The sequence below is a fragment of the Lysinibacillus piscis genome (genome assembly GCF_026012395.1).
Lineage (GTDB): Bacteria > Bacillota > Bacilli > Bacillales_A > Planococcaceae > Lysinibacillus > Lysinibacillus piscis.
Genome location: NZ_BRZA01000003.1, coordinates 62522 through 86509, shown reverse-complemented (window position 1 = coordinate 86509; position 23988 = coordinate 62522). Strand labels below are relative to the sequence as shown.

Here is a 23988-nt window from a genome sequence, read left to right as displayed (position 1 = left end):
GCTTATGATGTTATACATAATAAAAGAGCTATGAAAAAGTAACTCTCATTTTTTCATAGCTCTTCATGTATTTAAAATAATAATGATAATACAAAGTAGACAATCGCTGCCATTACAGCAGAAATTGGCATAGTGATAACCCAAGTTGTCACAATTTTACGAGCCATTCCCCAGTTAACGCCACGTACTCGTTGGGCAGAACCTACACCCATAATAGAGGATGAGATAACGTGTGTTGTAGACACAGGTAAATGGATTAATGTAGCACCAAAGATAATGGATGCTGAAGCTAAGTCAGCAGCAACCCCATTGACAGGACGGATTTTCATAATTTTCCCGCCAACGGTTTTAATAATTTTATAACCACCAATCGATGTACCAAGACCCATGGCTAGAGCAGCAGCAGCACGTACCCAGAAAGGAATTTCCTCTCCTACATGCAGACCACCAGCGATTAAAGCCATTGTCATAATCCCCATTGCTTTTTGCGCATCATTTGTACCATGTGTGAAGGATTGAATGGCAGCCGTAATAATTTGTACGATACGGAAGCCTTTATTTGTCCGGTATAAATTCAAATCTTTAAAGAGTAATTTAAAAATCGACATCATGATAAAGCCTGCGCAAATCGCTAAAATTGGTGATAATACTAAAGCCATAATAATCTTTGTAAAGCCACCATAGTTCAAAATTCCGAAGCCAGCAGAGGCGATGGCTGCACCTGCAACAGAACCGATTAATGTATGGGAAGAACTAGATGGAATGCCAAAATACCATGTAAGTAAATTCCAAATGATTGCTGAGATAAGTGCGGCTAAAATAACCACAGAACCCGTTGTATCACCATCAAAGGCATTTAATGAGAAAGGATCTACAATATCTTTTGTCAGTGCTTTTGCTACGCCAACAAAAGTAATGGCTCCAATGAAGTTCATAATAGCAGCCATTAAAATAGCAACACGTGGTGGTAAAGCCCTAGTAGATACCGAAGTTGCAATTGCATTAGCGGTATCGTGGAAGCCGTTGATAAAGTCGAAGGTTAGGGCGAAAATAACGACCAATATAGTTAAGATAACGATTGTATTCATGACAAGTGTCCATCTCCTAATTATGCATTACGCATAATAATTGTCTCCATTGTGTTTGCTACATTTTGACAATGATCTGCGATATCTTCTAATTGTTCATATATATCTTTATATTTAATGATGCGAATCGGGTCTTTTTCATTAATAAATAATTGCTTAATGGATACTCGTTGTACTTCATCACATTTGCGCTCATAATCTTTAATCAAAATAGCATGTGGGCGCATACCAACCATATTTTTCTTTTTTAATTCTTCTGTAGCTTTGACGATTTCATCAGCACTTTGTGAAATATAGCCTAAAAATGTACGCATCGACTCATCGACTTCTGTTAAAGAGAACATTTCAAAATGTGCAATGCAATGTTCTGTTCCATCTAAAATATCATCCATACGAATGGCAAACTCTAAAATATCCTCACGCTCGATCGGTGTCATAAAGGATTTGTTTAACATAACGATTAGTTCATGAATAAGCTTATCCCCAGCTGTTTCATAATTTTTCATCGTAATACTAATTTCCTTTAAGTCAGCCACACTGTTAATGCGAAAATCATTTGCATAGTGAACAGCTTCCTGCATATTTTCAGCGATTTTATGCAGTGCAACAAAGAAAGGATCTTGTTTTTTTGAATTAAGCATATAGATTGCATCTCCCTAAATATAAATAAAAGTAACATCCCTCTAAACTTAACCATTGTAACAAAAAACTTAAAAAATCTACATAAAATTTATTGTTACGACAACAAACTTTACAATTCTGTAACATAAGCAATTGTTCATAGCTCGCTGACATCATAATGAAGGAAATTTTGTGACTAATTGGATTACATTAAGATAAGTAGTCGTGTAACTCGTTTGCTAAAAATGGCTTTGCATGAAGTAGTTTCACGAACGCATCATATTTTGCACGCTGTTCAGCACTTGGTTTTTTATTTGTCTGGTAGGCACGTATTAAAATGTTTTTTGGCGTGTTTTCCATATCAATAAACTCTAATAATTGTGTCTCATAGCCAACGAGTGATAGAATTTCTGCTCTGATAGCATCTGTAGCAAGGGCAGCAAAACGTTCACGTACAAGACCGTGCTGTAACATAATATCGAGTGCAGGTGTATCTAACTGACGATTAAGCTCATGCTGACAGCAAGGTACGCTTAAAATCACACGTGCTCCCCATTTGACAGCTCGTGCCAGTGCCATATCCGTTGCGACATCACAGGCATGGAGTGTAACCACCATATCGACCGCAGATTCATTATTATAATCATTAATATCGCCTACTAAAAACTCAAGCTGTTCATAGCCTAAGTCCTCTGCAATTTGTGCACATTCTTCAATGACTTCTTTTTTTAAATCCAATCCTGTGACACGAATATCGAGCCCTTTTTCGATTTTTAGATAATGGTAGAGTGCAAAGGTTAAATATGATTTACCCGAGCCGAAATCCAAAATACGCACTTGACGGTCTTTTGGTAAATGAACTAAGGCATCATCGATAAATTCAATGAAACGATTGATTTGTTTAAACTTATCGTATTTTTGTTTTTTCACTTTGCCATCTGCCGTTTGTACACCTAGCCGAATTAAAAATGGATAAGGTGTATCCTCAGCTAAAAGATAATTTTTTTTTCGATTATGTGAAAGGTTGACTTGCTTTTGAGTAGCTGCTTTTTCAGTCTTCCACATTACTTTGTTCTTTTTCGATAATTGTATGTGAATTTTTTCGTCAAGTAGGTCAATATGTGCTTGGCGATAGTCTGCAAATAAATCTTCAAGCTTTGCAGGGAATTCAGTTAATGCTATATTTTCATGCTTCAAAATACGTTCAAATTGATATTCCATTTGAATATGGTAAATATCTTTAAGCAATATCGGTTTTAGCTTAATACGTTTTATGTCATTAGATTTCATTCGTGGCTGACTAATCGTGGCTGTAATCAGTTGGTGCTGTGTTATTTTTTCAATTAATAAAGCTTTCATTTCTTCAAAAGTCATATCGTTCCGCCTTTTTTATTGTGTGATAGATGGCATTAGTTTATCATATTTTAGCTTATTTTGATTTAGAAATAAGATGACTGACATCTTTGGCAGATATAGGTTTGGATTTGGAGTTGTGGTATGTTTATGGTGATAGTTCAAATACTAACTACAGAATAGGAGGAAGAGATATGTCAGCTAATATGTATCAATTACTTGCCATTATTATTTATATGCTTGCGATGTTGGCAGTAGGGTGGTATGCCTTTGTCAGAACATCTAATTTAACCGACTATATGCTTGGTGGGCGTTCACTTGGTCCAACTGTTACAGCACTTAGTGCAGGTGCAGCCGATATGTCTGGTTGGTTACTAATGGGCTTACCAGGTGCTATTTATTTATCGGGACTTGTCGAGGCATGGATTGCGATTGGTTTAACAATGGGTGCTTACTTGAACTGGCTTCTAGTAGCCCCAAGATTACGTGTCTATACACAAGTTGCCAATGATGCGATTACCATTCCGAGTTACTTGGATAATCGATTACGTGACAACACGAAATTGATTCGAATTGCTTCAGGTATTATTATTTTAGTATTTTTCACTTTTTATGTATCGTCAGGTATGGTAGCAGGAGGCAAGTTCTTTGATAGCTCTTTTGGCTATGATTACCACACAGGCTTATTGCTTGTATCGAGTGTTGTAGTAGCCTACACACTATTCGGTGGATTTTTAGCTGTTAGCTATACAGATTTCTTACAAGGTTTAACGATGTTTATAGCATTGATTGCTGTGCCGATATTTGGGCTATTTTTAACGGGTGGATTAGGAGAAACGATTGATTCCATTAAGGCTGTAAATCCAGAGCATTTAAGTTTATTACCAGCGACAGCAACGGCAACAGCTATTATTTCTTCTGTTGCATGGGGTTTAGGTTATTTTGGACAACCACATATTATCGTTCGCTTTATGGCGATTAGCTCTGTGAAAGAAACAAAGCAAGCGCGCCGAATTGGTATTGGGTGGATGATGCTAAGCTTATTTGGAGCACTTGCTACGGCGTTGGTAGGTGTAGCATATTATCAACAGCAAGGTAGTGTATTAAAGGATCCTGAAACTGTATTTATTGTATTAGGGCAAATTTTATTCCATCCATTTATTGCAGGTGTAATGCTGGCAGCGATTTTAGCGGCAATTATGAGTACAATTTCGTCACAACTGATTGTAACATCATCAGCACTTGTAGAGGATATTTACAAAGCGTTATTTAATAAAACAGCAGATGATAAGCATTATGTTTTTGCTGGTCGTATGGCTGTATTAGTTGTATCTATTATTGCAGCGATTTTAGCTTGGAATCCAGATAGTAATATTTTGAGCTTAGTTGGCTTTGCATGGGCTGGTTTTGGAGCAGCCTTTGGACCGATTATTTTATTATCTTTATATTGGAGAAAGCTCACAAACTACGGTGCATTGAGTGGCATGGTCACAGGTGCAGTAACAGCGTTTGTGTGGGGGAAAGTAGAAATGCTATCTTCAGCACTGTATGAAATTGTCCCCGGTTTTATTGTATGTTTACTTGTAGCGATTGTTGTAAGTGTGGTTACTTATAAGCCAAATCGAGAAATCGAGGAGGAATTTAATCGCACAGAGCAGTTATTGAAAGAAGAAAGATAAATGCAATGCGCCTTTTCTGAACAAAGGCGCATTTGTTTTACATATGTTCAATGGAGGTGAATGGCTATGTTTTGGACAATGTTATTCGAAAATGATGTACCAACCGTATTCTCTTGCTTTTAATGGAGTATGCGTGATGATAGTTCTCCCCGTTAAAGGTAGCTCGACTTAATGACTATACGGAGGGGGATGCAAATGTACTATTTAATGGTGCTGTTCGCTGCTATACTTTGGGGAACAACGGGTACAACACAAACGTTTTTACAAGGAGATATATCACCTATTGCAGTAGCCTGTCTACGCTCAGCTATTGGTGGAGGTGTACTATTAGTATTTGCTCGAACAATAAAGTGGACAACATGGCCGTGGAGATGGAATATCCTTGCAGCAATTGCTATTGCACTGTTTCAAGGCTTGTTCTTTTCATCCATCCGTTATATGGGAGTCGCTATTGGTACAGTTGTCACCATTGGAAGTGCACCTGTGTTTGCAGGAGTGATTGAATGGCTAATTTGGAAGGTGCGATTGGCAAAGATATGGGTTATTTCAACTACATTTGCCATTCTTGGTTGCTTTTTATTATTTGCAGTTGGCGGTAAAGCAACTGTGAATAGTTTTGGTATATTGTTAGCGCTTGGTGGTGGATGTATGTTTGCCCTGTATACGAATGTTAGTAAACGTTTGACTGAAAGAGTGGCAACAATGCCAGCAGTAGCTATGACTTTTTCGTTATGTGCTCTATTGTTATTGCCATTTGCGTGGTATGAAGGATTAAGCTGGATGGGAACGATGAATAATGTATGGCCAATGATTTATATGGGAATTGCTACAACGAGCTTAGCCTATATGCTGTTTTTAGGAGGTTTACGAGCAATACCGTCTTCAGCTGCTGTTACATTGAGCCTGGCTGAGCCTCTAACGGCTGCATTGCTTGGTGTATTTTTCCTTGGAGAGTATTTAGCATGGACATCATGGGTAGGTATTCTATTCATTTTTGCTGGTATTCTTGTATTAACAATGGCTAATCGTGCAAAATAAAAAAGTGCGCCTTTTGAGTCAAAGGGCGCATCTTTTTTCATCCTATGGTAAGATGAAGAAAATTTGTAGGTGGAACAAGTGTGTTTGGTAGGAGGTTGTGAATGGATAGAATTAAAGAGGTAGAGGAATTAGTGGAAAAAGCCATTTTAGTTGGTGTGAATTTACGACATGATGAACACTTTGACTATTCAATGGAAGAACTTCAAAATTTAGCGGAAGCCTTGAATGTAGAGGTTGTAGGAGTAGTTACGCAAAATTTAGAACGTGTTGTACCGTCGCATTATGTAGGAACAGGGAAAATCGAGGAAGTTAAAAACTTTTACGATGAAGCACAGGCAAATATTATTATTTTTAATGATGAATTGTCACCCTCACAAATCCGCAATTTAGAGCGTGATTTACAGGCAAAAGTGATTGACCGTACAATGTTGATTTTAGATATTTTTGGACGACGAGCGAAAACTCGTGAAGCACAGTTACAGGTAGAGTTAGCTCAATTACAATACATGTTACCACGCCTAGTTGGATTGCATGCATCGCTTAGTCGACAAGGTGGTGGCACAGGCGGTGGCTTTAAAAACCGCGGTGCGGGGGAGACGAAGCTTGAGCTGGACCGTCGAAAAATCGAGGATCAAATTGCAAAAATCAAAAAAGAGTTAGAACATGTAAAAGAGCAACGAGAAACACAGCGTAAACAGCGTCGCAAAAATGATGTGCCTGTGGTGTCGATTGTTGGCTATACGAATGCGGGTAAATCAACGATTATGAATCAGCTTTTGGCGAAAATTGGTCATGCAGATCATAAGCAGGTCTTTGAAAAAAATATGCTTTTTGCTACATTGGAAACATCGGTACGTCAAATCGAGCTAGCTGATAAAAAATCATTTTTATTAACAGATACAGTTGGTTTTGTTAGTAAGCTACCTCATCATCTTGTAAAAGCATTCCGTTCGACATTAGAGGAGGCACGGGATGCAGATTTATTACTACAAGTAGTAGATGTTTCAAGCCCAGAATATCAATTTATGATGGAAGTAACGGATGGAACATTAAAAGATGTAGGTGTAGAGGGAATCCCAACGATTTATGTTTACAATAAAGCAGATAAAGCGAGTATGCCGTATCCCGTAATAAGTGGAGATAATATTTGGATTTCGGCAAAGCAAGGCGTTGGATTGGATGAATTACTACAAATGATTCGTCAGCATATTTTTTCGGATTATGTTACATGTAAAATGTTGGTTCCTTATGAGCAAGGTGGAGTTGTTTCATACTTAAACGAACATGCCTCTGTATATGAAACGGCTTATGAGGAAACAGGTACATTGTTGACACTTGAAGTAAAAGAAGCGGATTATGCTAAATATCAGCAATATGTCGTGATGTAATAAAGATGCCGATAAGCATTTTGTCTAGCTTATCGGCATTTTTTTGTTTTTGATAATGGTTAAAAATGTTAATTTATCGTAAAAATAAAAAGAAGGAGTTTATGATACGAATTTGTCTATAGAAAAACATTATTACAAGTTCCTCATTAATAGCGAACGCTAATTACCTAATCTATATGGAGCAGATGAAGTGGAAATCATTTGGTCAGTCACTTTGATTAATGGATAACAAGAGCGGCTGCATAACCAAATAGAATCGAGCATGTTTGTCCACGAGTATTGGTTAACAAATCGGATGTTGTGAGTGGAACAACCTGATATAAAAAATTCTTCTCAATAACTATGAACTGACAAGTCGTTGCCTAACTTATTTTTCAAAAAATAATCGGTGTTCAACCTAAGAACAATTTTGCTTGTGGTAAAGGGAGAGTATAAATAGGTTCATTTGGAGGGAGTTCAACGAAAATAACTATAAATGTAAAAATCGGATGTTTTACAAGTGTGAAAACGACAAGCAGGTAGAAGTGAGCTGAGCGTATAAAATCCTCGAAATGTTGGTTGAATCCCTATTATTGTTGCTGAATTTTATAAACAATAGCATGTTCAGTTTGAAAAGGGTTGACTTTGAAATTCAAACTTTCTAAAAGTGAAATACATTGTTTTTTTTTATTATCAAGTTCTAAAAACTCTAATATATTTAATATCTTTTCTAAATTCTCAAAAGTATCGCTCTGTTTGCATAGAACATCCATTAAACTATTAAAAAATTTCCGCATTATATTATAGTAAGAATCATTTTCTAGAGATAAGCTTAAGGTATTGTATTCTACTAAATATTTTTTTGCACAAGTATAATCTCCCCTTTTAATATTTAAAAAAATAATATTTAAGAGAAGCTTTGCTAACTCGTTTGTATAACGATTAAAATTTTGGATTTGATTGAGATTCTTTTTGATACGATAATATACTATATCAATAAACTCTTGTGAAAAGTAATTTAAACAGTTTCCAAATAAGACGATTTCATAATAGCCCCATGAATTACAATTAACTAAATAATTTCTTAAGATATCAAAATCATCGGTTTGCTCCTTTTTATTCATCGTGTTTATAATTTGTCCAATCATAATTTTATAGTGAAGGTATTTAATATTATTTTTTATAGTGTACTTTTCCTCCATTTCAAACATTATTTTCACCAAACTGTTCATATCATTTTTATAAAAGTATTTGGATATTTCACTGAACAATTGAAATTGATTACTTTTATTCTTTGTTAAAGCAATATGAAATTCTTCAAGTGAAATATTGAGCCGTTCTAATATGATGAAAAATTTTTTAACCGTTGTATCGTTTAAGCCCTTTTCGAAATTACTACTAGCTTGTCGTGAAAATATGCCTTTATAGACATAACTTGATTTTAAATTTTTAGATTGTCTTATATCTCTAACAATTAATCCTATTTCTCCTAACATTTCAACCACCCCTAAATTAAGTCAAGTATACTTTACAAAAAAACGAAAAAATCCCTAAAATGGATAATATCTATAATATGTAATGCTTATTATACATAATTTTGGGGGTGTTGTTATGATAGATTTTTTTATATTAATTTGGGATATTATAGGTGGTAATTAAGGGGAATCGGAAGTTCAGTATTTTTTCTAAAATTAAAAATTAAAGGAGAATATCGAATGAAAAAAAACTTATTTTCTGTTTTAGCTTTATCAACGATACTGTGGGGAACGAGCTTTGCGAGTACAGTAAACGCAGAAGAGCCGAAAGTGAACTATGCGCCTCCACAAGAGACATTAATAAATGGAGTTGAAGAAAGTAAACTTATTACCCCTTTCATTATTGGTTACGATAATCCAATTTTTGTTGACTTCGTGCCAAATACAGGCACGAGCACAATAAATCAATTTAAATCTATAGGATCAGTATCACATAATAATACAAGAGGTTCTAATCCATTTCCAATTACTATTAACGTTACTAGGTCTGAGAGTGTAGGTTCAGAATTTTCAGGTAATGTTACGTTTTCAGCAGAATTGAAAGTGAAATTATTAGCAAAGGCTGGCGGATCAATTTCAGGTGGATACAAGCAAACAAGATCTACTAATGAAGCTGTAGGTTACACTTTCGGGCCTTATCAGATTCCAGGAGGTAAATGGGGCGGAATCAGAACTTGGTGGAAAGGTGTTTCAATAAATGGAACTGCGTCAGTAAAATATGTAGATACAGGTTCTTCATCGGGCTATACAAGTGTTCAATCTATTCCAGTGTCCATGAAAGTTCATACGACAAGTAAGGACATTCATTCTGAGTCTTGGGATGCTACGTACGAAATGTATAAATAAGATATGAAAACTATCATTATGTCATTAAGAAAAAAACATCTATCATGGTTAATCTTGCTAACTTTATTATTGTTAGTCCTATTATTAATTAGAAATGAGTATTTATCGAGTCATACAGCTGAGGAAGATAAGCCTATTAATAAATATAATGAGTTTAATAGTGATGTTTTGATGCTTAAAGAAAAATTAAGCCCTGAAGGTTTTGACAAAATTACAACGGGTGAAAGTCTAAATAGAAGTTTAACATCATTCCCTGATTATCAAACATTAGATATTAGGAACCATGATGGAGTAGATAATGATTCAAGTCGTCCGAGTCGATATGAAATATTTTATTTAAGCAAAGATGAAACAATTTTAGTCAGACTAAATCTAATTTATGCGCCAGAGTTTACAAATACAAAAATAGTAAGTCTACAGAGTTTTAGCCCTGGAAGAATTGAATTTGTAGATACTGAATATCAAAATATAGTATCTATTTCAAGTACTTCATATTTAATTTCTTACAAAAATGGACTAGCTCAAGTTGACTTTTGGACTACAAACAAATTCCCAAGCAGTGAGGATGATTATTTTCACTTACTAAATGAGGGGGAAGAAAAATTTCTTCCTACGCTTCAAGACATTTTATTAAAAATATCCAATGAAAAGAAATAACTATATTTCTTAAACAGCTTGAGCCATTCCTATTAGGTTCAAGCTGTTTATTTTTTTTATAAGTTGAGTTCAACAGAGGGTCCGTCAGAAAAGTACGATTATCTAACGAAACTTCAACATGTTCTTTACTGGTGCTTCGTTACAGTTTGATTGGTGTGGTTTAAACTATGCCTGCCACTGTATAGATTTGAAACAAGGCACGCTTCATTCATCAGGCGATCGATTTTACGTCGTGATACTTGCTTTTGCTCGTTTAGAGGTGAACTAAACCCCACTTAGCTACACTTGAAGTGGGCGACCTCTGACGGATTACGTTAAATTTTTAATTTATCCCTTATCAACAGCCTGTAAAACCTGATTGGTGAACCTTCAATCACTGGGAGGAAGGAACCCCCACCGATTGAAGGTTTACTTTATGAATATCCTCTATGAGCATTTCTACGTGCTCTTTTTTGGTTGCCCAGCTTGTACAAAATCTCACAACAGTATGAGTATCATTGAATGGTTCCCAAAGTGAAAAGGCATATTTTTCACTCAATAGCGTAATCGCTTCCTTTGATAAAATAGGGAATTGTTGATTGGTCATAGAATCGTAGCGCAGGGATACGCCCTTTTCAACAAAAGCTTGACGAATGCGCATAGCTAATTCAACAGCATGATAGGAAATCTTTTCGTATAAGCCAGCTTCAAATAAAGTTTCAAACTGGATACCTAATAATCGTCCCTTAGCCAGTAAGCCACCTCTTTGTTTCATCAAATAGCGAAAGTCTTTTTTGAGGCTATCATTCACGATGACGACGGCTTCTCCAAACAATGCACCTACCTTTGTTCCACCAATATAAAACACATCACAAAGTCTTGCGATATCTACTAATGTTAAATCGCTATTCTTTGAAGCCAAACCGTAGCCTAAGCGAGCACCATCCAAGAATAATGGTAGGTTATATTTACGACATATGGCACTTAGCTCTTCTAATTTAGCTTTACTGTAAGTTGTACCATTTTCAGTAGGGTGAGAGATGTACACCATACCTGGCTGTACAATATGCTCATGGGCAGCGTCATTCCAGTGAGCGGCATATAATGCTTGTACTTGTTCAGCTTGGATTTTTCCATCATCACTTGGTAATGTTAATACCTTATGACCAGTAGCTTCGATAGCTCCTGTTTCATGTATAGCAATATGCCCTGTTATAGCTGCAACTATACCTTGATGTGGACGTAAAATGGAAGCAATCACTGTTGCATTTGTCTGTGTGCCACCAACTAGAAAATGGATATCTGCATCTGCTGTATCACATGCTTTGCGAATGAAGGCTCTTGCATTTTCACAATGAACATCTGTACCATAGCCAGGTGTTTGTTCCTCATTGGTCTCCAATATTTTTTGAAGAATCTTTCTATGTGCACCCTCTGCATAATCATTTTCAAATCGTATCATGTAGATCTCCTCCTAATTTCCGCTGAATCAGTAACATGGCATTATGTATTTCTGCTATTTCCTCTTGTGATAAGTCATGTAGTAATTTCATAATTTGCTCGTCTGACCGTTCATTTAACTGATTAAATAAAGTCATTCCTTTAGAAGTTAAATGAATAAGGCTTATTCGATTGTCTGTTGTAGATGTTTCTTTACTAAGGATGCCATCATTACTAAGCTTAGTAATGATTCTACTCATGTAGCTTCGGTCAATAGTTAACTTGTCAACTAACTGATTGGCGATACATGGCTGTATGAAGCCGATTTCTAAAATAATGCGAGCTTCTGTCAAAGAGTAGCCAGTATTCAGTACGTGTTGATCTAATAAGCCAAGAATATTTGCATAAAATCTGTTGAATTGTCGAATAGTAGTAATGAGCTGTTTATTGTTATTCATAACAGCCTCCTTTTTTGTGGACTATGTCAACTAATAATGTAGGTTGTTTAGTGGACATTGTCAACATTTAAACAGTCATAGAAAGTTATTAATGATTGAAAAATTTGATTATAAAATATTTTGGAATAATTTATAGTGCAGAAGTTAAAGGATATTTTAAATTCCTTATTATGATGCTTTTAAGTAATTTTAATCTGAAATTTTAGAATAATATCAAATTTTCAACATTTTATAAAACTCTTGCTAAACAGATAAAAACATTTTAGGATGATGAAACAAAGTTTATTATTTTTTAATAATAGTTTGTACAAAAATAGTTAAATGAGAAAGAAGAGAATATAAACATGTCTACTAAAGAAGAAATTGTTAATTCTGTCCCTCAGAAGGGGTTTGTAGGACATCCTAAAGGGCTCTTTACATTATTTTTCACTGAGTTTTGGGAGCGCTTTTCCTACTATGGTATGAGAGCTATCTTGATTTTCTTCATGTACTATGAATTAAACCAAGGTGGTCTAGGGTTAGATCGTGGAACAGCCAACTCTATTATGGCTATTTATGGTTCGCTCGTTTATATGTCAGGTATTATTGGTGGTTGGATTGCTGACCGATTACTGGGAACACGCAAAACGATTTTTTACGGTGGCGTGTTAATTATGGTTGGTCATATTTTGTTGGCACTTCCTGGTGGTCTAAGCATGCTATTTGCTTCAATGGCCTTTATCGTTATCGGAACAGGTTTACTAAAACCAAACGTTTCAAGTATTGTGGGTGACTTTTATGCTGAAACAGATAGCCGTCGTGATGCAGGGTTCTCTATCTTCTATATGGGAATTAACATGGGGGCATTTATTGCACCGTTTATCGTAGGAACAATTGGACAAACATATAGCTTCCACCTTGGCTTTGGATTGGCTGCCGTTGGGATGCTACTTGGTTTAGTGGTCTTTAAATTAACAGAGAAAAAATATTTAGGCTTAGCGGGCTTACAAGTAAATAATCCGTTAAAACCTGAAGAAAAGAAGAAAATTTTCACACAATTTGGGCTTATTGCAATAATCATTATTGTGTTGGGTGCTGTGGGTATTAAGACAGGTTATTTAACAATGAATGTCTTTAGCTTATTAATTACAGCATTAGGGATTATTATTCCAACAATCTTCTTTATTTATATGTACCGTAGTAATAAGACAACGAAAGACGAAAAATCTCGTTTGCTGGCTTATATTCCGTTGTTTGTATCCGCTGTTATGTTCTGGGCAATTCAAGAGCAAGGGTCTACGATTTTAGCAACATATGCAGATGAGCGCACACGTTTAACGTTCGGTAGCTTTGAAATTAAATCATCTTGGTTCCAATCATTGAACCCATTATTTATCATTACATTGGCACCACTATTTGCAACATTGTGGTTAAAATGGGGAGACAAGCAACCATCGACACCACGAAAATTTGCATACTCACTATTTTTCGCAGGGTTATCATTCCTAGTGATGATGTTACCAGCACATTTATCAGATGGTGCAACATTAGTTAGTCCATTATGGTTGGTTTTATCGTTCTTCTTAGTTGTTGTGGGAGAGCTATTATTATCCCCTGTAGGATTATCAGCCACTACAAAATTAGCGCCAAAAGCCTTTGCTGCACAAACAATGTCTTTATGGTTTTTAACAAGTGCAGCTGCACAAGCAATCAATGCGCAATTAGTGCGAGTGTATGAAGTGGTAAGTGAATTTACTTACTTTGGTTTCTTAGGTTCTTTATCTATTGTATTAGGGATTATTCTATTAGCCTTCTCACCAATCATCTCAAAAGCGATGCGTGGTATTAATTAAATAAACGAAGAAAATGCAAGTGCAGCGGTGACTGTGCTTGCATTTTTTGTGTTGACAGTAAATAATTCAGAAATATACTGAATATACCGACAAGTTCCTATATGGAAAAAGAGTATTTTTCGTTATAATGGTCTTACTAGTATGAAAGTTTAAGGGGCTGACGGGCTATGAAGGAAGAATTGGGACGGTTAAGACCGAGATTGATGGAAATATTTACACATTTACATGCACATCCAGAGGTAAGCTGGCATGAGGTAGAAACAACGAATTATATTTTTGATTTATTAACAAAGGAAGGCTTTAAACCTGTGCGTTTTCAACATTGTACAGGGCTATATGTTGATATAGGAAAAGGTTACCCAAAGGTAGGATTACGTACGGATATTGATGCACTATGGCAAGAGGTTGATGGAGAGTTTCGAGCGAACCATTCTTGTGGGCATGATGGACACATGACTATTGCGATTGGTGCAATATTACTATTAAAAGAACAAGTAAAAGCATTTAGTGGCACAATTCGCGTGATTTTTCAGCCAGCTGAAGAAAAAGGAACAGGTGCATTAGCTGTATTAAAAGAAGGGATTATTGATGATTTAGATTTTCTCTTTGGTGTTCATGTAAGACCTATACAGGAATTAGAAGATGGCACGTACTGCGCAGCATTATACCATGGTGCTTCGCGTATGCTAGAAGGAGAAATTATAGGTGAGGATGCCCATGCTGCAAGACCACATTTGGGTGTAAATGCCATTGAGGTAGGAGCGACGATTCTTGAGGATTTACGGACAATCCATACAGACCCAATGATTCCAGTATCAATTAAAATGACAAAATTTCAGGCTGGTGGAGAATCTGGCAATATTATTCCTGGGAAAGGTTCATTTACCATTGATATAAGAGCGCAGCAAAACGATGTCATGGATACATTAGCACAAGGTGTGACACGTGTGATTAATTCGGCTCAAATACTGCATGATGTACAAATTAAATTGCGCACAGTTGCTAATATTGTGGCAGCGGAGGTTGATCCGACAGCTCAATATATTATGGAGCAAGCCATTGTACAGGCAGTAGGGCTATCTAATCTTCGGGAGCCAATACGTACACCAGGGGGAGAGGATTTCCATCATTATGCTGTGGAACGACCACATTTGAAAACAACGATGTTAGGTCTAGGCTGTGGCTTAACGCCAGGGCTACATCACCCGAAAATGCACTTTAAGCAAGCACGATTAGTAACAGGTGTAGAAATTTTGACGAGAACCGTATTATTAGCATTAGAAGCGGGGAATGCGAAGGAGGCATCAGCATAATGTTAGATGACGTACAAATTCGTAAAATCGTAACACATGAAGAAATTGGGGCAGTGCAAAACTTAAATGCTGAAATTTGGGGAAGTCAAGCAATTCCATCCCATCAATTGTTAGCGGTTATTCATAATGGTGGTTTGGTACTAGGCGCCTATTTAGCTGATAAATTGATTGGCTTCAACTATTGTTTTATCGGCCAGCAAGAGGGGCAAATGTATTTACATTCGCACATGATTGGTGTAGAAAAAGCATATCGTGAACAAGGTGTGGGTGAATTATTAAAACATGCACAACAAGAGTATGCAAAAGAGAATGGTTTCCAATTGATTCGTTGGTTGATTGAACCTCTAGAGGCTACTTTGGCTAATTTAGCCTTTTTGAAACTACATGCGATAAGCTATCAATATAAAAATGATTATTATGGGCCATTACAGGATGATTTTAATGAAGGGTTACCTTCTGATAGATTAGCTATAGAATGGTGGCTTGATCGTAATCGTGGAGAGGATAGCTTAGATGAATTAGAGGAAGAGGCGGAAGAAATTGTTGCATGGTCATTGACAGCTGATGGCTTACCTATGCTCGATAAAGAAGGGTTATTTCAAGCGGGACAGTCCTTTTATAAAGATGCTTATTTATTGCCTATACCACAATATTTACAAAAATTAAAAATAGAAAGCCCTAAATTAGCAGAGGATTGGCGCTATAAAGTACGCATGATTTTGACTACATTATTTGACCAAGGCTATGCGATTGTCCGTTTAAAAAAGCAGTCAGATTATGTGCATAGTTACTTATTAGTAAAGCGTGCTTTGTTAGCTTTATAAAGTGGACCTTCAATCAGTGGGGTTCCTCATCCCCATTGAACAGAGTGATTTCATCTTCTCTTTTAAAGCGAGCATCTTACAGCCTGTTAATATGAGATAAATAAAGGAGTTATTACGTTGAAATTAACGGAAATTGTTGTGCGTCATATTAAAATGCCAATGAAGGCTCCTTTTACAACAAGTTTTGGTACGATTGCTGATAAGGAGTTATTAGTGATCGAAGCGAAGGACCAATCAGGCATTATTGGTTGGGGAGAAGCTGTTGCATTTACAGCACCTTGGTATACAGAGGAAACATTAAAAACGACATGGCATATGTTGGAGGATTTTTTAATACCGATGCTATGCCAGCGTGACATCAATCACCCAGACGAGGTTAGTGCTTTGTTTGCACCAATACGCCGAAATTGTATGGCGAAAGCATCAATTGAAGGGGCAGTATGGGACATATATGCACAGCAAACAAAGCAATCCTTGGCACAAGCATTAGGTGGGGCGAAACGGCAAATAGAGGTTGGTGTAAGTGTAGGAATCCAGCCTACAATAGAACAACTTCTCACATTGTTAAAGCAGCATATTCAGCATGGTTATAAACGTGTAAAGGTAAAAATTAAACCTGGTCAAGATGTTGAGTTAGTAAGAGCTATTCGGACAGCCTTTCCAAAATTACCATTAATGGTTGATGCTAATTCTGCCTATACACTGGCTGATATCGAAGTGCTTAAACAATTGGATGATTTCGATTTGCTGATGATTGAACAGCCATTGGCAGTGGATGATATTGTGGACCATGCTAAGCTACAACGTCAGCTCCAAACACCGATTTGCTTGGATGAAAGCATTACATCCTACGATGATGCACGCAGAGCGATTGAACTTGGTAGCTGTGGTATTATAAATATTAAAATAGGTCGTGTCGGTGGTTTAACAGAGGCAAAGCGTATTCATGATTTATGTCAAACACATCATATTCCAGTTTGGTGTGGTGGTATGCTCGAAGCAGGGATAGGACGGGCACATAATATTGCTTTAACAGCGTTGGCTAATTTTACATTACCAGGGGACACAGCAGGTTCAAGTCATTATTGGTATGAAGATATTATTACGCCAGAAGTCACAGTGGAAAATGGATATATTGCGGTTCCACAATCGGTTGGGATTGGTTATACAGTTAATCGAGAGACAGTTGAACGATTTACTATTAGTCAAAAAGTATATCAATAAGGAGCGAAGTGGTTGAAAAAAAGCTTGCAAATCGGTGGAGCCTTTGTAGGGATTATTGTTGGGGCAGGATTTGCATCAGGGCAAGAAATTGTCCTGTACTTTACAAGCTACGGTTTTCAGGGAATCTATGGTGCGCTTTTAGCAACAGTGGGTTTTGCCTTTGTTGGTATGTGTATAGCTCAGCTTAGTGCGAAATTACAAACAACATCGCATAAGGATATGATTTATCATATGGCTGGTCGGTCACTGGGCTTGGTGATGGATTGTTTGCTGTCACTTTTTCTCTTTGGTGTATCGGTGATTATGTTTGCAGGTGCAGGTGCAACACTTCATCAAATGTTTGGGCTACCATCTTGGTTAGGAAGCATATGTATGATGATACTAACGATTGTGACGCTATTGCTTGATGTAAAGAGCATCGTCAATATTATTGCGCTAGCCACTCCTTATTTATTGTTTATAGTATCGATGATTGCTGTATATGCCCTCACAACAATGGATTTAACGTTTAGTGAGCTAGCTATAATTGCACAAAGAGCTCATTCTAACACAAATAGCTGGTGGGTTACGTCCTTGCTGTATATGTCCTTTAATATCGGTGTATGTTTTTCACTATTAACGGTGATGTGTGGCTCTGTTCGTAATAAAAAAACGGCTGGTATAGGTGGAATCCTAGGTGGATTATTATTAGGACTATTGATTTTGCTTACCAATTTAGCGCTGCTTGCCAAGATGAATCTAATTGTGGGTTTAGATGTACCGATGCTCGCGTTAGCTAATCATATACACCCAATAATCGGTCTGCTTATGGCTATTTCTTTATTGGGAATGATCTACAATACTGCTGTAGGGATGTTGTATTCATTCATGGTACGATTTTTTCAACCACATAAGACAAGCTTTACGGTAGCCGTTGTATTTGTAGGAGGGATAGGCTTTTTACTGAGCTTTATTGGCTTTACAACACTCGTGGCAAAGTTATATGCTGCTATGGGCTATGTCGGTTTAGTACTAGTCATCTTTGTTGTCTGTACATGGTTAAGAGAAAAGCAGTTTGATAATTGAGAAACTCATATATGGGGTTTCTCAATTTTTTTGTTAAAATCACAGTTATTTTGTACTTTAAGTTTAATTTTACAGCATTTATGACAAATGGAGAACAATTCTCAATTAGAGGTTGACCGAGCATGAAAACATACTTATAATGAAAATTGTGAGTAATGATAATGATTTTCATTATAAGTCATTACGAACAAAAATGAATCTACCGGGGATTGCAATGAAAATAAGATATCTTTTAACAGCAACGATTGTGTTGTCCGTTGTGTCACTTTTTATCGGTGTAGTCGATATTAAGCCGACTGATTTACTGGACTTCCGATCAGAAAACACTAGGCTATTTTTAATTAGCCGTGTACCAAGACTTGTTGCTATTTTGCTAGCAGGTGCAGGTATGAGTATTGCTGGTTTAATTATGCAAAGCTTAAGTAGGAATAAATTCGTATCGCCAACGACAGCAGGTACATTAGATGCTACACGATTAGGCGTTTTAATTGCGATGATGTTTTTTACAAACGTCACGTACTTTCAAAAAATTTCCTTCGCTTTCATATTTGCTTTAGCCGGCACATTATTATTTATGCAAATATTAAATCGAATTAAGTTTAAAGATGCGATCTTTATACCACTTATTGGCTTAATGTTTGGGAATATTTTATCATCTGTTACAACGTTTTTTGCGTATAAGGCGAATATTATTCAAAACATTTCTGCATGGTTACAAGGAGATTTCTCTTTAATCATGAAAGGCCGCTATGAATTATTATACATAAGTGTACCTGTATTAATTTTAGCTTATATTTATGCAAATCGCTTTACAGTAGCGGGGATGGGTGAGGATTTTGCTAAAAATCTTGGCCTTTCATATAAATTTGTCGTAAATTTAGGCTTAGTATTGGTGGCACTTATCTCCACAACAGTAGTGTTAACAGTGGGCATTATTCCATTCTTAGGTTTAATTATTCCCAACATGGTGTCACTATTCAAGGGTGATAATTTAGCGAAGACATTACCACATACAGCATTATTGGGCATGTCCTTCTTACTATTTTGCGATATCTTAGGACGTGTATTAATTTTCCCTTATGAAATTCCAATTAGTATGACAGTGGGTACAATAGGCAGTGCCATTTTCCTGTTTATGTTGTTTAGGGGGAAAGCATATGCGTAATCGCACAAAATTATTGATTTTACTAGGTCTTGCCATTGCATTTGTCGCATTGTATGTGTTCTATGCTTTAAATGGGAATTATCATTATGCCTTTCCTCGTCGTTTAATGAAGGTATTTGCGATGAGTTTAACAGGTGTAGCCATTGCTTACTCTACAGTTGTTTTCCAGACAATTACACATAATCGTATTTTGACACCAAGTGTTATGGGGTTAGATGCGTTGTATATGATGGTGCAAACCTTCATTTACTTTTTCTTTGGTTCTATGTCGATTTTAGTGGTAAATATTCACTATAACTTTTTATTTGCAGTTATAGCGATGATTGTTTTTGCACTATTGTTTTATCGCATACTATTCAAAGAAGGAAAACGTCCAATTTATTTCTTACTACTTGTTGGTATGATTACAGGGACGTTTTTAGGAAGTATCACAACATTTTTACAAGTATTGATTGACCCAAATGAATTTTTAGGCTTGCAAAGTAAAATGTTTGCTAGCTTTAACAATGTCAATTCCGACTTAGTGTGGTTGGCAGCAGTATTGATATTACTAACTATTATTTATGGCTGGCGTCATATGAATCAATTAGATGTTATGTCGCTTGGTCGTGATACAGCCATCAATTTAGGTGTACCGTATGATAAATTGGTACAACGTATGTTGATTATTGCCTCAATCTTAATTGCTGTATCGACAGCACTTGTTGGACCGATTACCTTCTTTGGCTTAATCGTTGCCAACTTATCGTATCAGTTTTTCAACACGTATAAGCATTCCATATTAATTACGGGTGCTTGTTTGATGAGTATTGTTGCTTTAGTCGGTGGACAGTGGATGGTGGAGCGTATTTTCAGTTTCAGTACAACACTTAGTGTCATTATTAATTTTGTAGGTGGTGTATACTTCATCTACCTATTACTAAAAGAAAGTAGGTCTACAGGATGATTCAAGTCAAAGAAATTACAAAGTTTTTTGGGAAAAAGCCTGTCGTACAAGATGTAAGTGTTGATATTGTTTCGGGAAAGATTACATCATTTATCGGACCGAATGGTGCAGGTAAATCGACATTGCTTTCAATGGTTAGTCGTTTACTGAATGCAGATACTGGTGAGGTTTTACTTGATAAGGCAGATGTACGTCGTTGGAAATCAGATGATTTTGCAAAGCGTGTGTCAATTTTAAAGCAATCTAATTATATGAATGTGCGTCTTACGATTCGTGAGCTAGTGTCCTTTGGTCGTTTTCCTTATTCAAAGGGCCGTTTAAACGCAGAGGATGAGTTGAAGGTAGATGAAGCGATTCAATATATGAATTTAGAAGACCTTCAACATAATTATTTAGATGAATTATCAGGTGGTCAACGTCAGCGTGCTTTTATCGCGATGGTTATTGCACAGGACACAGAATATATTTTGTTGGATGAGCCATTGAATAATTTGGATATGAAGCATTCTGTACAAATTATGAAGATTTTGCGCAAGCTAGTAAATGAGTTAGGAAAAACCGTTGTCATTGTATTACACGATATTAATTTTGCTTCAGTTTACTCTGATTATATCGTGGCTTTAAAGGACGGTCGGGTTGTTAAAAATGGTCCAACACATCATATTATCAATTCAGATGCATTGAAGGAAATCTATGATATGGATATTCCTGTGCAAGAGCAGGATGGCTGTCGTATTTGTGTGTATTTTAATTCTTAAATAAATTTTAAAGGAGTATTGTAAAAATGAAAAACTGGAAATTAGTAACGCTTTTAATGGCGCTAATGGTATTAGTATTAGCTGCTTGTGGTTCAAAGGAAGATACAAAAGGTGAAGAGAAGGAAAAAGAGACAGAAGGTAAACCAGCTGAGGAGCAAAGCGCTGAACCATCAGCATACCCATTAACAATTCCAGGTAGCACTATCGAAGGTCGTGATGGTGGTAGCACAGTATTTGAAGAAGTAACACTTGAGAAAAAACCAGAAAGTGTTGTTGTTTTTGATAATGGTTTCCTTGATACATTAGATGCTTTAGGTGTTAACCCTACTGCTGTTGTACAAGATTCATTACCTAAGTATTTAAGCAAGTATGCAGATACTACTTACATTAATGCAGGTACATTATTTGAGCCAGATTATGAAAAATTATCTGAAATCAACCCAGACATTATTTTCATCTCTGGTCGTGCATCTGCTGCATATGCAGAGCTATCTAAAATTGCACCTACAGTATACGTTGGTGTAGATAATGCAAACTTCACAGAATCATTCAAAACAAATATAGAATTAGCTGGTAAAATTTTCGGTAAAGAAAAAGAAGCTGCTGATGCACTTGCTGCATATGACGCAAAAGTAGAGGAAGTAAAAGCAAAAGCAACGGCTTCTGATGAAAAAGCATTAATCGTATTAGGTAGTGAAGGGGCATTATCTGTATTCGGTCCTGGTTCACGTTTTGGTGTAGTTCATGATGTATTCGGTGTAAAAGCTGTAGCTGAGGCTAACGGTTTTAAAATCGAGTCACATGGTGATAATGCAAGCTTTGAATTCGTACGTGAGAAAAACCCAGATATCTTATTCGTAGTTGACCGTGATGCAGTAGTGAACGAAAACGGTGAATCTGGTACAAAAGCAGCAATTGAAAATGAAATCGTAAGTGTAACAAATGCAGTGAAAAACGGTAAAGTGTTCTACTTAGATCCAGAGGTTTGGTATCTTTCAGGTGGCGGTTTACAATCAGAATCATTAAAAGCTGATGATGTATTAAAGGCGTTTAACTAATATGTTTGTACAAATTAAACGTATTGTTGTAGCGGAAGGTAATTCGGATAAAATTGTAGAGCGTTTCGGAGCAAAACCTGGTGAACCGTCTCTACTTGAAAAACAGCCTGGCTTTGTTGATAAGCAAGTGCTTGTGAAAAAAGTACGTCGTGGTGACGAAGAAGTGCTGATTATGGTTCGTTGGGAATCAGAAGAAGCATGGAAAAATTGGGAAAAGAGCCCTGAGCATATTGCTGGTCATAAGGCAAGTGCGGGTAAACCGAAGCCTGAATTCGTTATCGAAAGCGGACAAGAAGTTTACTATGTAAAAGGCTAATAACATGAAAGGTGTCGAGTATAAAACTTGACACCTTTTTATGTTGTTAAAATGGCATTTCAGCTACACCACGAATGAATTTTTGTTGAATACCTACAAACTTGTGTCAATTGCTTATGAGGGTTTGTTCCTACTCTTTACAAAAATTTCTTTTTAATTACTATAAAATGTGAATTATTTTTACAGCAATATGGAATACATAGAGAGAAGTTTGTATAATGGTAATAATTAGATTTAACCTGTTTTAGTGAGTGTCCAAAATGAAGCATTAGGTACAGCAAATGGCAATCACTGAATGATGTTAAAAGCCTCAGTGAATGTCTTGAATTTAGAGGGACTACGATGTAGGGCATCTAAGTGTAGCGACGGTAACAAGCCATTGTGATGGGATGTGACGCTTTTAGGCTAACTTCTTTCCTCATGCGGGCTCGAAAAAAATTACAGACGCAATTACGCTGGAGCGTAATTGATGAAGGGAGTAGAGAGATGGATTATTTACATAAGCAAATCGACCAAGCATTTAACCGATTATTAGCAACAGAAACGCTTATTTCAGAAGAGCTGAGAAGTATGATGCAATGCTTTAAAGAAGAAAAAACAACAACTACTAGTTTCTCCTTTGGTAAACTTTGCGTTCTTCATTATAAAGCCTTTACAGATGAGGTACAGGATGAGATTTATACGATTGCTGCAGCGATTGAATTACTCATATTATCCTTTGATATTATCGATGACTTACAAGACAATGATACAGATAATCTATGGAGCCGAACGCCTGCCTTATCGCTTAATACGGCGTTAGCTATGACTTTTTTAGCTGCTAACATCATTGCAGGTAGTTCATTGACACATAAAGATCAAGCAAGAGATATATTAGTGGAATACGCTTTACGAAGTATTAATGGGCAGCAATTAGATTTATTGAATAACTGTCGAGATGAGCAAAGCTATATTGATATGATTACTCAAAAATCAGGCTCTTTAACAGGAATGTGTTGTTTAATTGGCGAAGTATTGGCCAAAGGTAAGTATTCGACACAAGTACAAGAGTATGGAACGAACATTGGTGTCATTCAGCAGATTAAAAATGATATTCAAAGTTTAAAAGTATGGAATGCACATAATGATTTATTTAATAAAAGGTATTCACTACCAATCATTTATCTTTTAGCGCAAGATACACCTGCTTCACATATGGTAAAGGATTATTATAATACAGCAGTGAAGCAAGAATTAGATTATCTAGTAATCGAACAGGAATTGACTCATCATGGTGCCATACGATATGCACTTGCTATCAAAAATATTTATAAACTAAAAGTGCTTCAAATGGTAGATGCATTAGTTATTAGCGATGAAGATAAAACATATTTACAAGCATTGGTGAAATAATTGAGTAGATGTCCTAAACTATTTTTAAGCTAAT

At 36.3% G+C, this 23988-nt stretch carries 22 protein-coding genes; 16 read left to right on the top strand and 6 right to left on the bottom strand.

Translation table 11 applies throughout. The features are described from left to right. Positions 1-71: 71 nt before the first annotated feature. The 3 genes from OPF91_RS13165 to OPF91_RS13155 all read right to left on the bottom strand — a co-directional run bounded on the left by OPF91_RS13165 (position 72) and on the right by OPF91_RS13155 (position 3083). On the bottom strand, positions 72-1088 hold the full coding sequence (locus OPF91_RS13165; protein WP_264989265.1) for an inorganic phosphate transporter: 1017 nt from the start codon (positions 1086-1088) through the stop codon (positions 72-74). 20 nt (positions 1089-1108) lie between these two features. Further along, positions 1109-1729: a DUF47 domain-containing protein gene (locus OPF91_RS13160; RefSeq protein ID WP_264989264.1), complete on the bottom strand. Its 621-nt coding sequence runs from the start codon at positions 1727-1729 to the stop codon at positions 1109-1111. A 190-nt stretch (positions 1730-1919) separates the two neighbouring features. Then, positions 1920-3083, bottom strand: a complete 1164-nt coding sequence (locus tag OPF91_RS13155) for a class I SAM-dependent methyltransferase (protein WP_264989263.1) — start codon at positions 3081-3083, stop codon at positions 1920-1922. 173 nt (positions 3084-3256) lie between these two features. Between OPF91_RS13155 and putP the strand changes: the two genes are divergently transcribed. From putP to hflX, 3 genes are all read left to right on the top strand, one after another. Then, entirely contained in the window at positions 3257-4741 is a 1485-nt protein-coding gene (gene putP / locus OPF91_RS13150) for a sodium/proline symporter PutP (RefSeq protein ID WP_264989262.1), read from the top strand. A 195-nt stretch (positions 4742-4936) separates the two neighbouring features. Further along, entirely contained in the window at positions 4937-5779 is an 843-nt protein-coding gene (locus OPF91_RS13145) for a DMT family transporter (protein WP_373877054.1), read from the top strand. A gap of 101 nt (positions 5780-5880) precedes the next feature. Then, a complete protein-coding gene (gene hflX / locus OPF91_RS13140) occupies positions 5881-7167 on the top strand; it encodes a GTPase HflX (RefSeq protein WP_264989258.1) in 1287 nt (428 codons plus the stop codon). Positions 7168-7736: 569 nt separating this feature from the next. Here the strand turns inward: hflX and OPF91_RS13135 are convergent. Further along, positions 7737-8642, bottom strand: a complete 906-nt coding sequence (locus OPF91_RS13135) for an Rgg family transcriptional regulator (protein WP_264989256.1) — start codon at positions 8640-8642, stop codon at positions 7737-7739. A gap of 219 nt (positions 8643-8861) precedes the next feature. Here OPF91_RS13135 and OPF91_RS13130 point away from each other — a divergent pair, with 219 nt between their 5' ends. Beyond that, positions 8862-9527, top strand: a complete 666-nt coding sequence (locus tag OPF91_RS13130; RefSeq protein ID WP_264989254.1) for a hypothetical protein — start codon at positions 8862-8864, stop codon at positions 9525-9527. A gap of 18 nt (positions 9528-9545) precedes the next feature. Continuing rightward, the gene (locus OPF91_RS13125; RefSeq protein ID WP_264989253.1) at positions 9546-10184 is read left to right on the top strand and encodes a hypothetical protein; all 639 of its coding nucleotides are present in this window, start codon (positions 9546-9548) and stop codon (positions 10182-10184) included. Positions 10185-10557: 373 nt separating this feature from the next. On the opposite strand, the gene OPF91_RS13120 is transcribed toward OPF91_RS13125, so the two are convergent. Further along, complete coding sequence (locus tag OPF91_RS13120) at positions 10558-11625, bottom strand: threonine aldolase family protein (protein ID WP_264989252.1); 1068 nt, start codon at positions 11623-11625, stop codon at positions 10558-10560. Beyond that, entirely contained in the window at positions 11612-12061 is a 450-nt protein-coding gene (locus tag OPF91_RS13115; RefSeq protein WP_264989251.1) for a MarR family winged helix-turn-helix transcriptional regulator, read from the bottom strand. The genes OPF91_RS13120 and OPF91_RS13115 overlap by 14 nt, the downstream gene beginning before the upstream one ends. Before the next feature lie 344 nt (positions 12062-12405). On the opposite strand from OPF91_RS13115, the gene OPF91_RS13110 reads away from it, so the two are divergent. The 11 genes from OPF91_RS13110 (at position 12406) to OPF91_RS13060 (ending at position 23954) form a co-directional block, all read left to right on the top strand. Beyond that, entirely contained in the window at positions 12406-13893 is a 1488-nt protein-coding gene (locus OPF91_RS13110) for a peptide MFS transporter (RefSeq protein WP_264989249.1), read from the top strand. A 167-nt stretch (positions 13894-14060) separates the two neighbouring features. Further along, positions 14061-15206, top strand: a complete 1146-nt coding sequence (locus tag OPF91_RS13105) for a M20 peptidase aminoacylase family protein (RefSeq protein ID WP_264989248.1) — start codon at positions 14061-14063, stop codon at positions 15204-15206. Next, positions 15206-16030: a GNAT family N-acetyltransferase gene (locus tag OPF91_RS13100; RefSeq protein WP_264989246.1), complete on the top strand. Its 825-nt coding sequence runs from the start codon at positions 15206-15208 to the stop codon at positions 16028-16030. The genes OPF91_RS13105 and OPF91_RS13100 overlap by 1 nt, the downstream gene beginning before the upstream one ends. Positions 16031-16147: 117 nt before the next feature. Further along, positions 16148-17254, top strand: coding sequence for an o-succinylbenzoate synthase (menC, locus tag OPF91_RS13095; RefSeq protein ID WP_264989244.1), 1107 nt, complete (start codon positions 16148-16150; stop codon positions 17252-17254). A gap of 12 nt (positions 17255-17266) precedes the next feature. Beyond that, a complete protein-coding gene (locus OPF91_RS13090; protein ID WP_264989243.1) occupies positions 17267-18319 on the top strand; it encodes a YkvI family membrane protein in 1053 nt (350 codons plus the stop codon). A 214-nt stretch (positions 18320-18533) separates the two neighbouring features. Beyond that, positions 18534-19484 carry an ABC transporter permease gene (locus tag OPF91_RS13085; protein WP_264989241.1) on the top strand — a complete coding sequence of 317 codons (951 nt, stop codon included), beginning with the start codon at positions 18534-18536 and terminating at the stop codon, positions 19482-19484. Beyond that, positions 19477-20430, top strand: a complete 954-nt coding sequence (locus OPF91_RS13080; RefSeq protein ID WP_264989240.1) for an iron chelate uptake ABC transporter family permease subunit — start codon at positions 19477-19479, stop codon at positions 20428-20430. Before OPF91_RS13085 ends, OPF91_RS13080 begins: the two co-directional genes overlap by 8 nt. Next, positions 20427-21188 (top strand): iron ABC transporter ATP-binding protein, encoded by a 762-nt coding sequence (locus OPF91_RS13075; protein WP_264989239.1) that lies wholly within the window; start codon positions 20427-20429, stop codon positions 21186-21188. The genes OPF91_RS13080 and OPF91_RS13075 overlap by 4 nt, the downstream gene beginning before the upstream one ends. 26 nt (positions 21189-21214) lie before the next feature. Beyond that, a complete protein-coding gene (locus OPF91_RS13070; RefSeq protein ID WP_264989238.1) occupies positions 21215-22246 on the top strand; it encodes a siderophore ABC transporter substrate-binding protein in 1032 nt (343 codons plus the stop codon). 1 nt (position 22247) lies between these two features. Beyond that, positions 22248-22562, top strand: a complete 315-nt coding sequence (locus OPF91_RS13065; protein WP_264989236.1) for an antibiotic biosynthesis monooxygenase family protein — start codon at positions 22248-22250, stop codon at positions 22560-22562. A 486-nt stretch (positions 22563-23048) separates the two neighbouring features. Then, complete coding sequence (locus OPF91_RS13060) at positions 23049-23954, top strand: polyprenyl synthetase family protein (RefSeq protein ID WP_264989234.1); 906 nt, start codon at positions 23049-23051, stop codon at positions 23952-23954. Positions 23955-23988 lie beyond the last annotated feature (34 nt).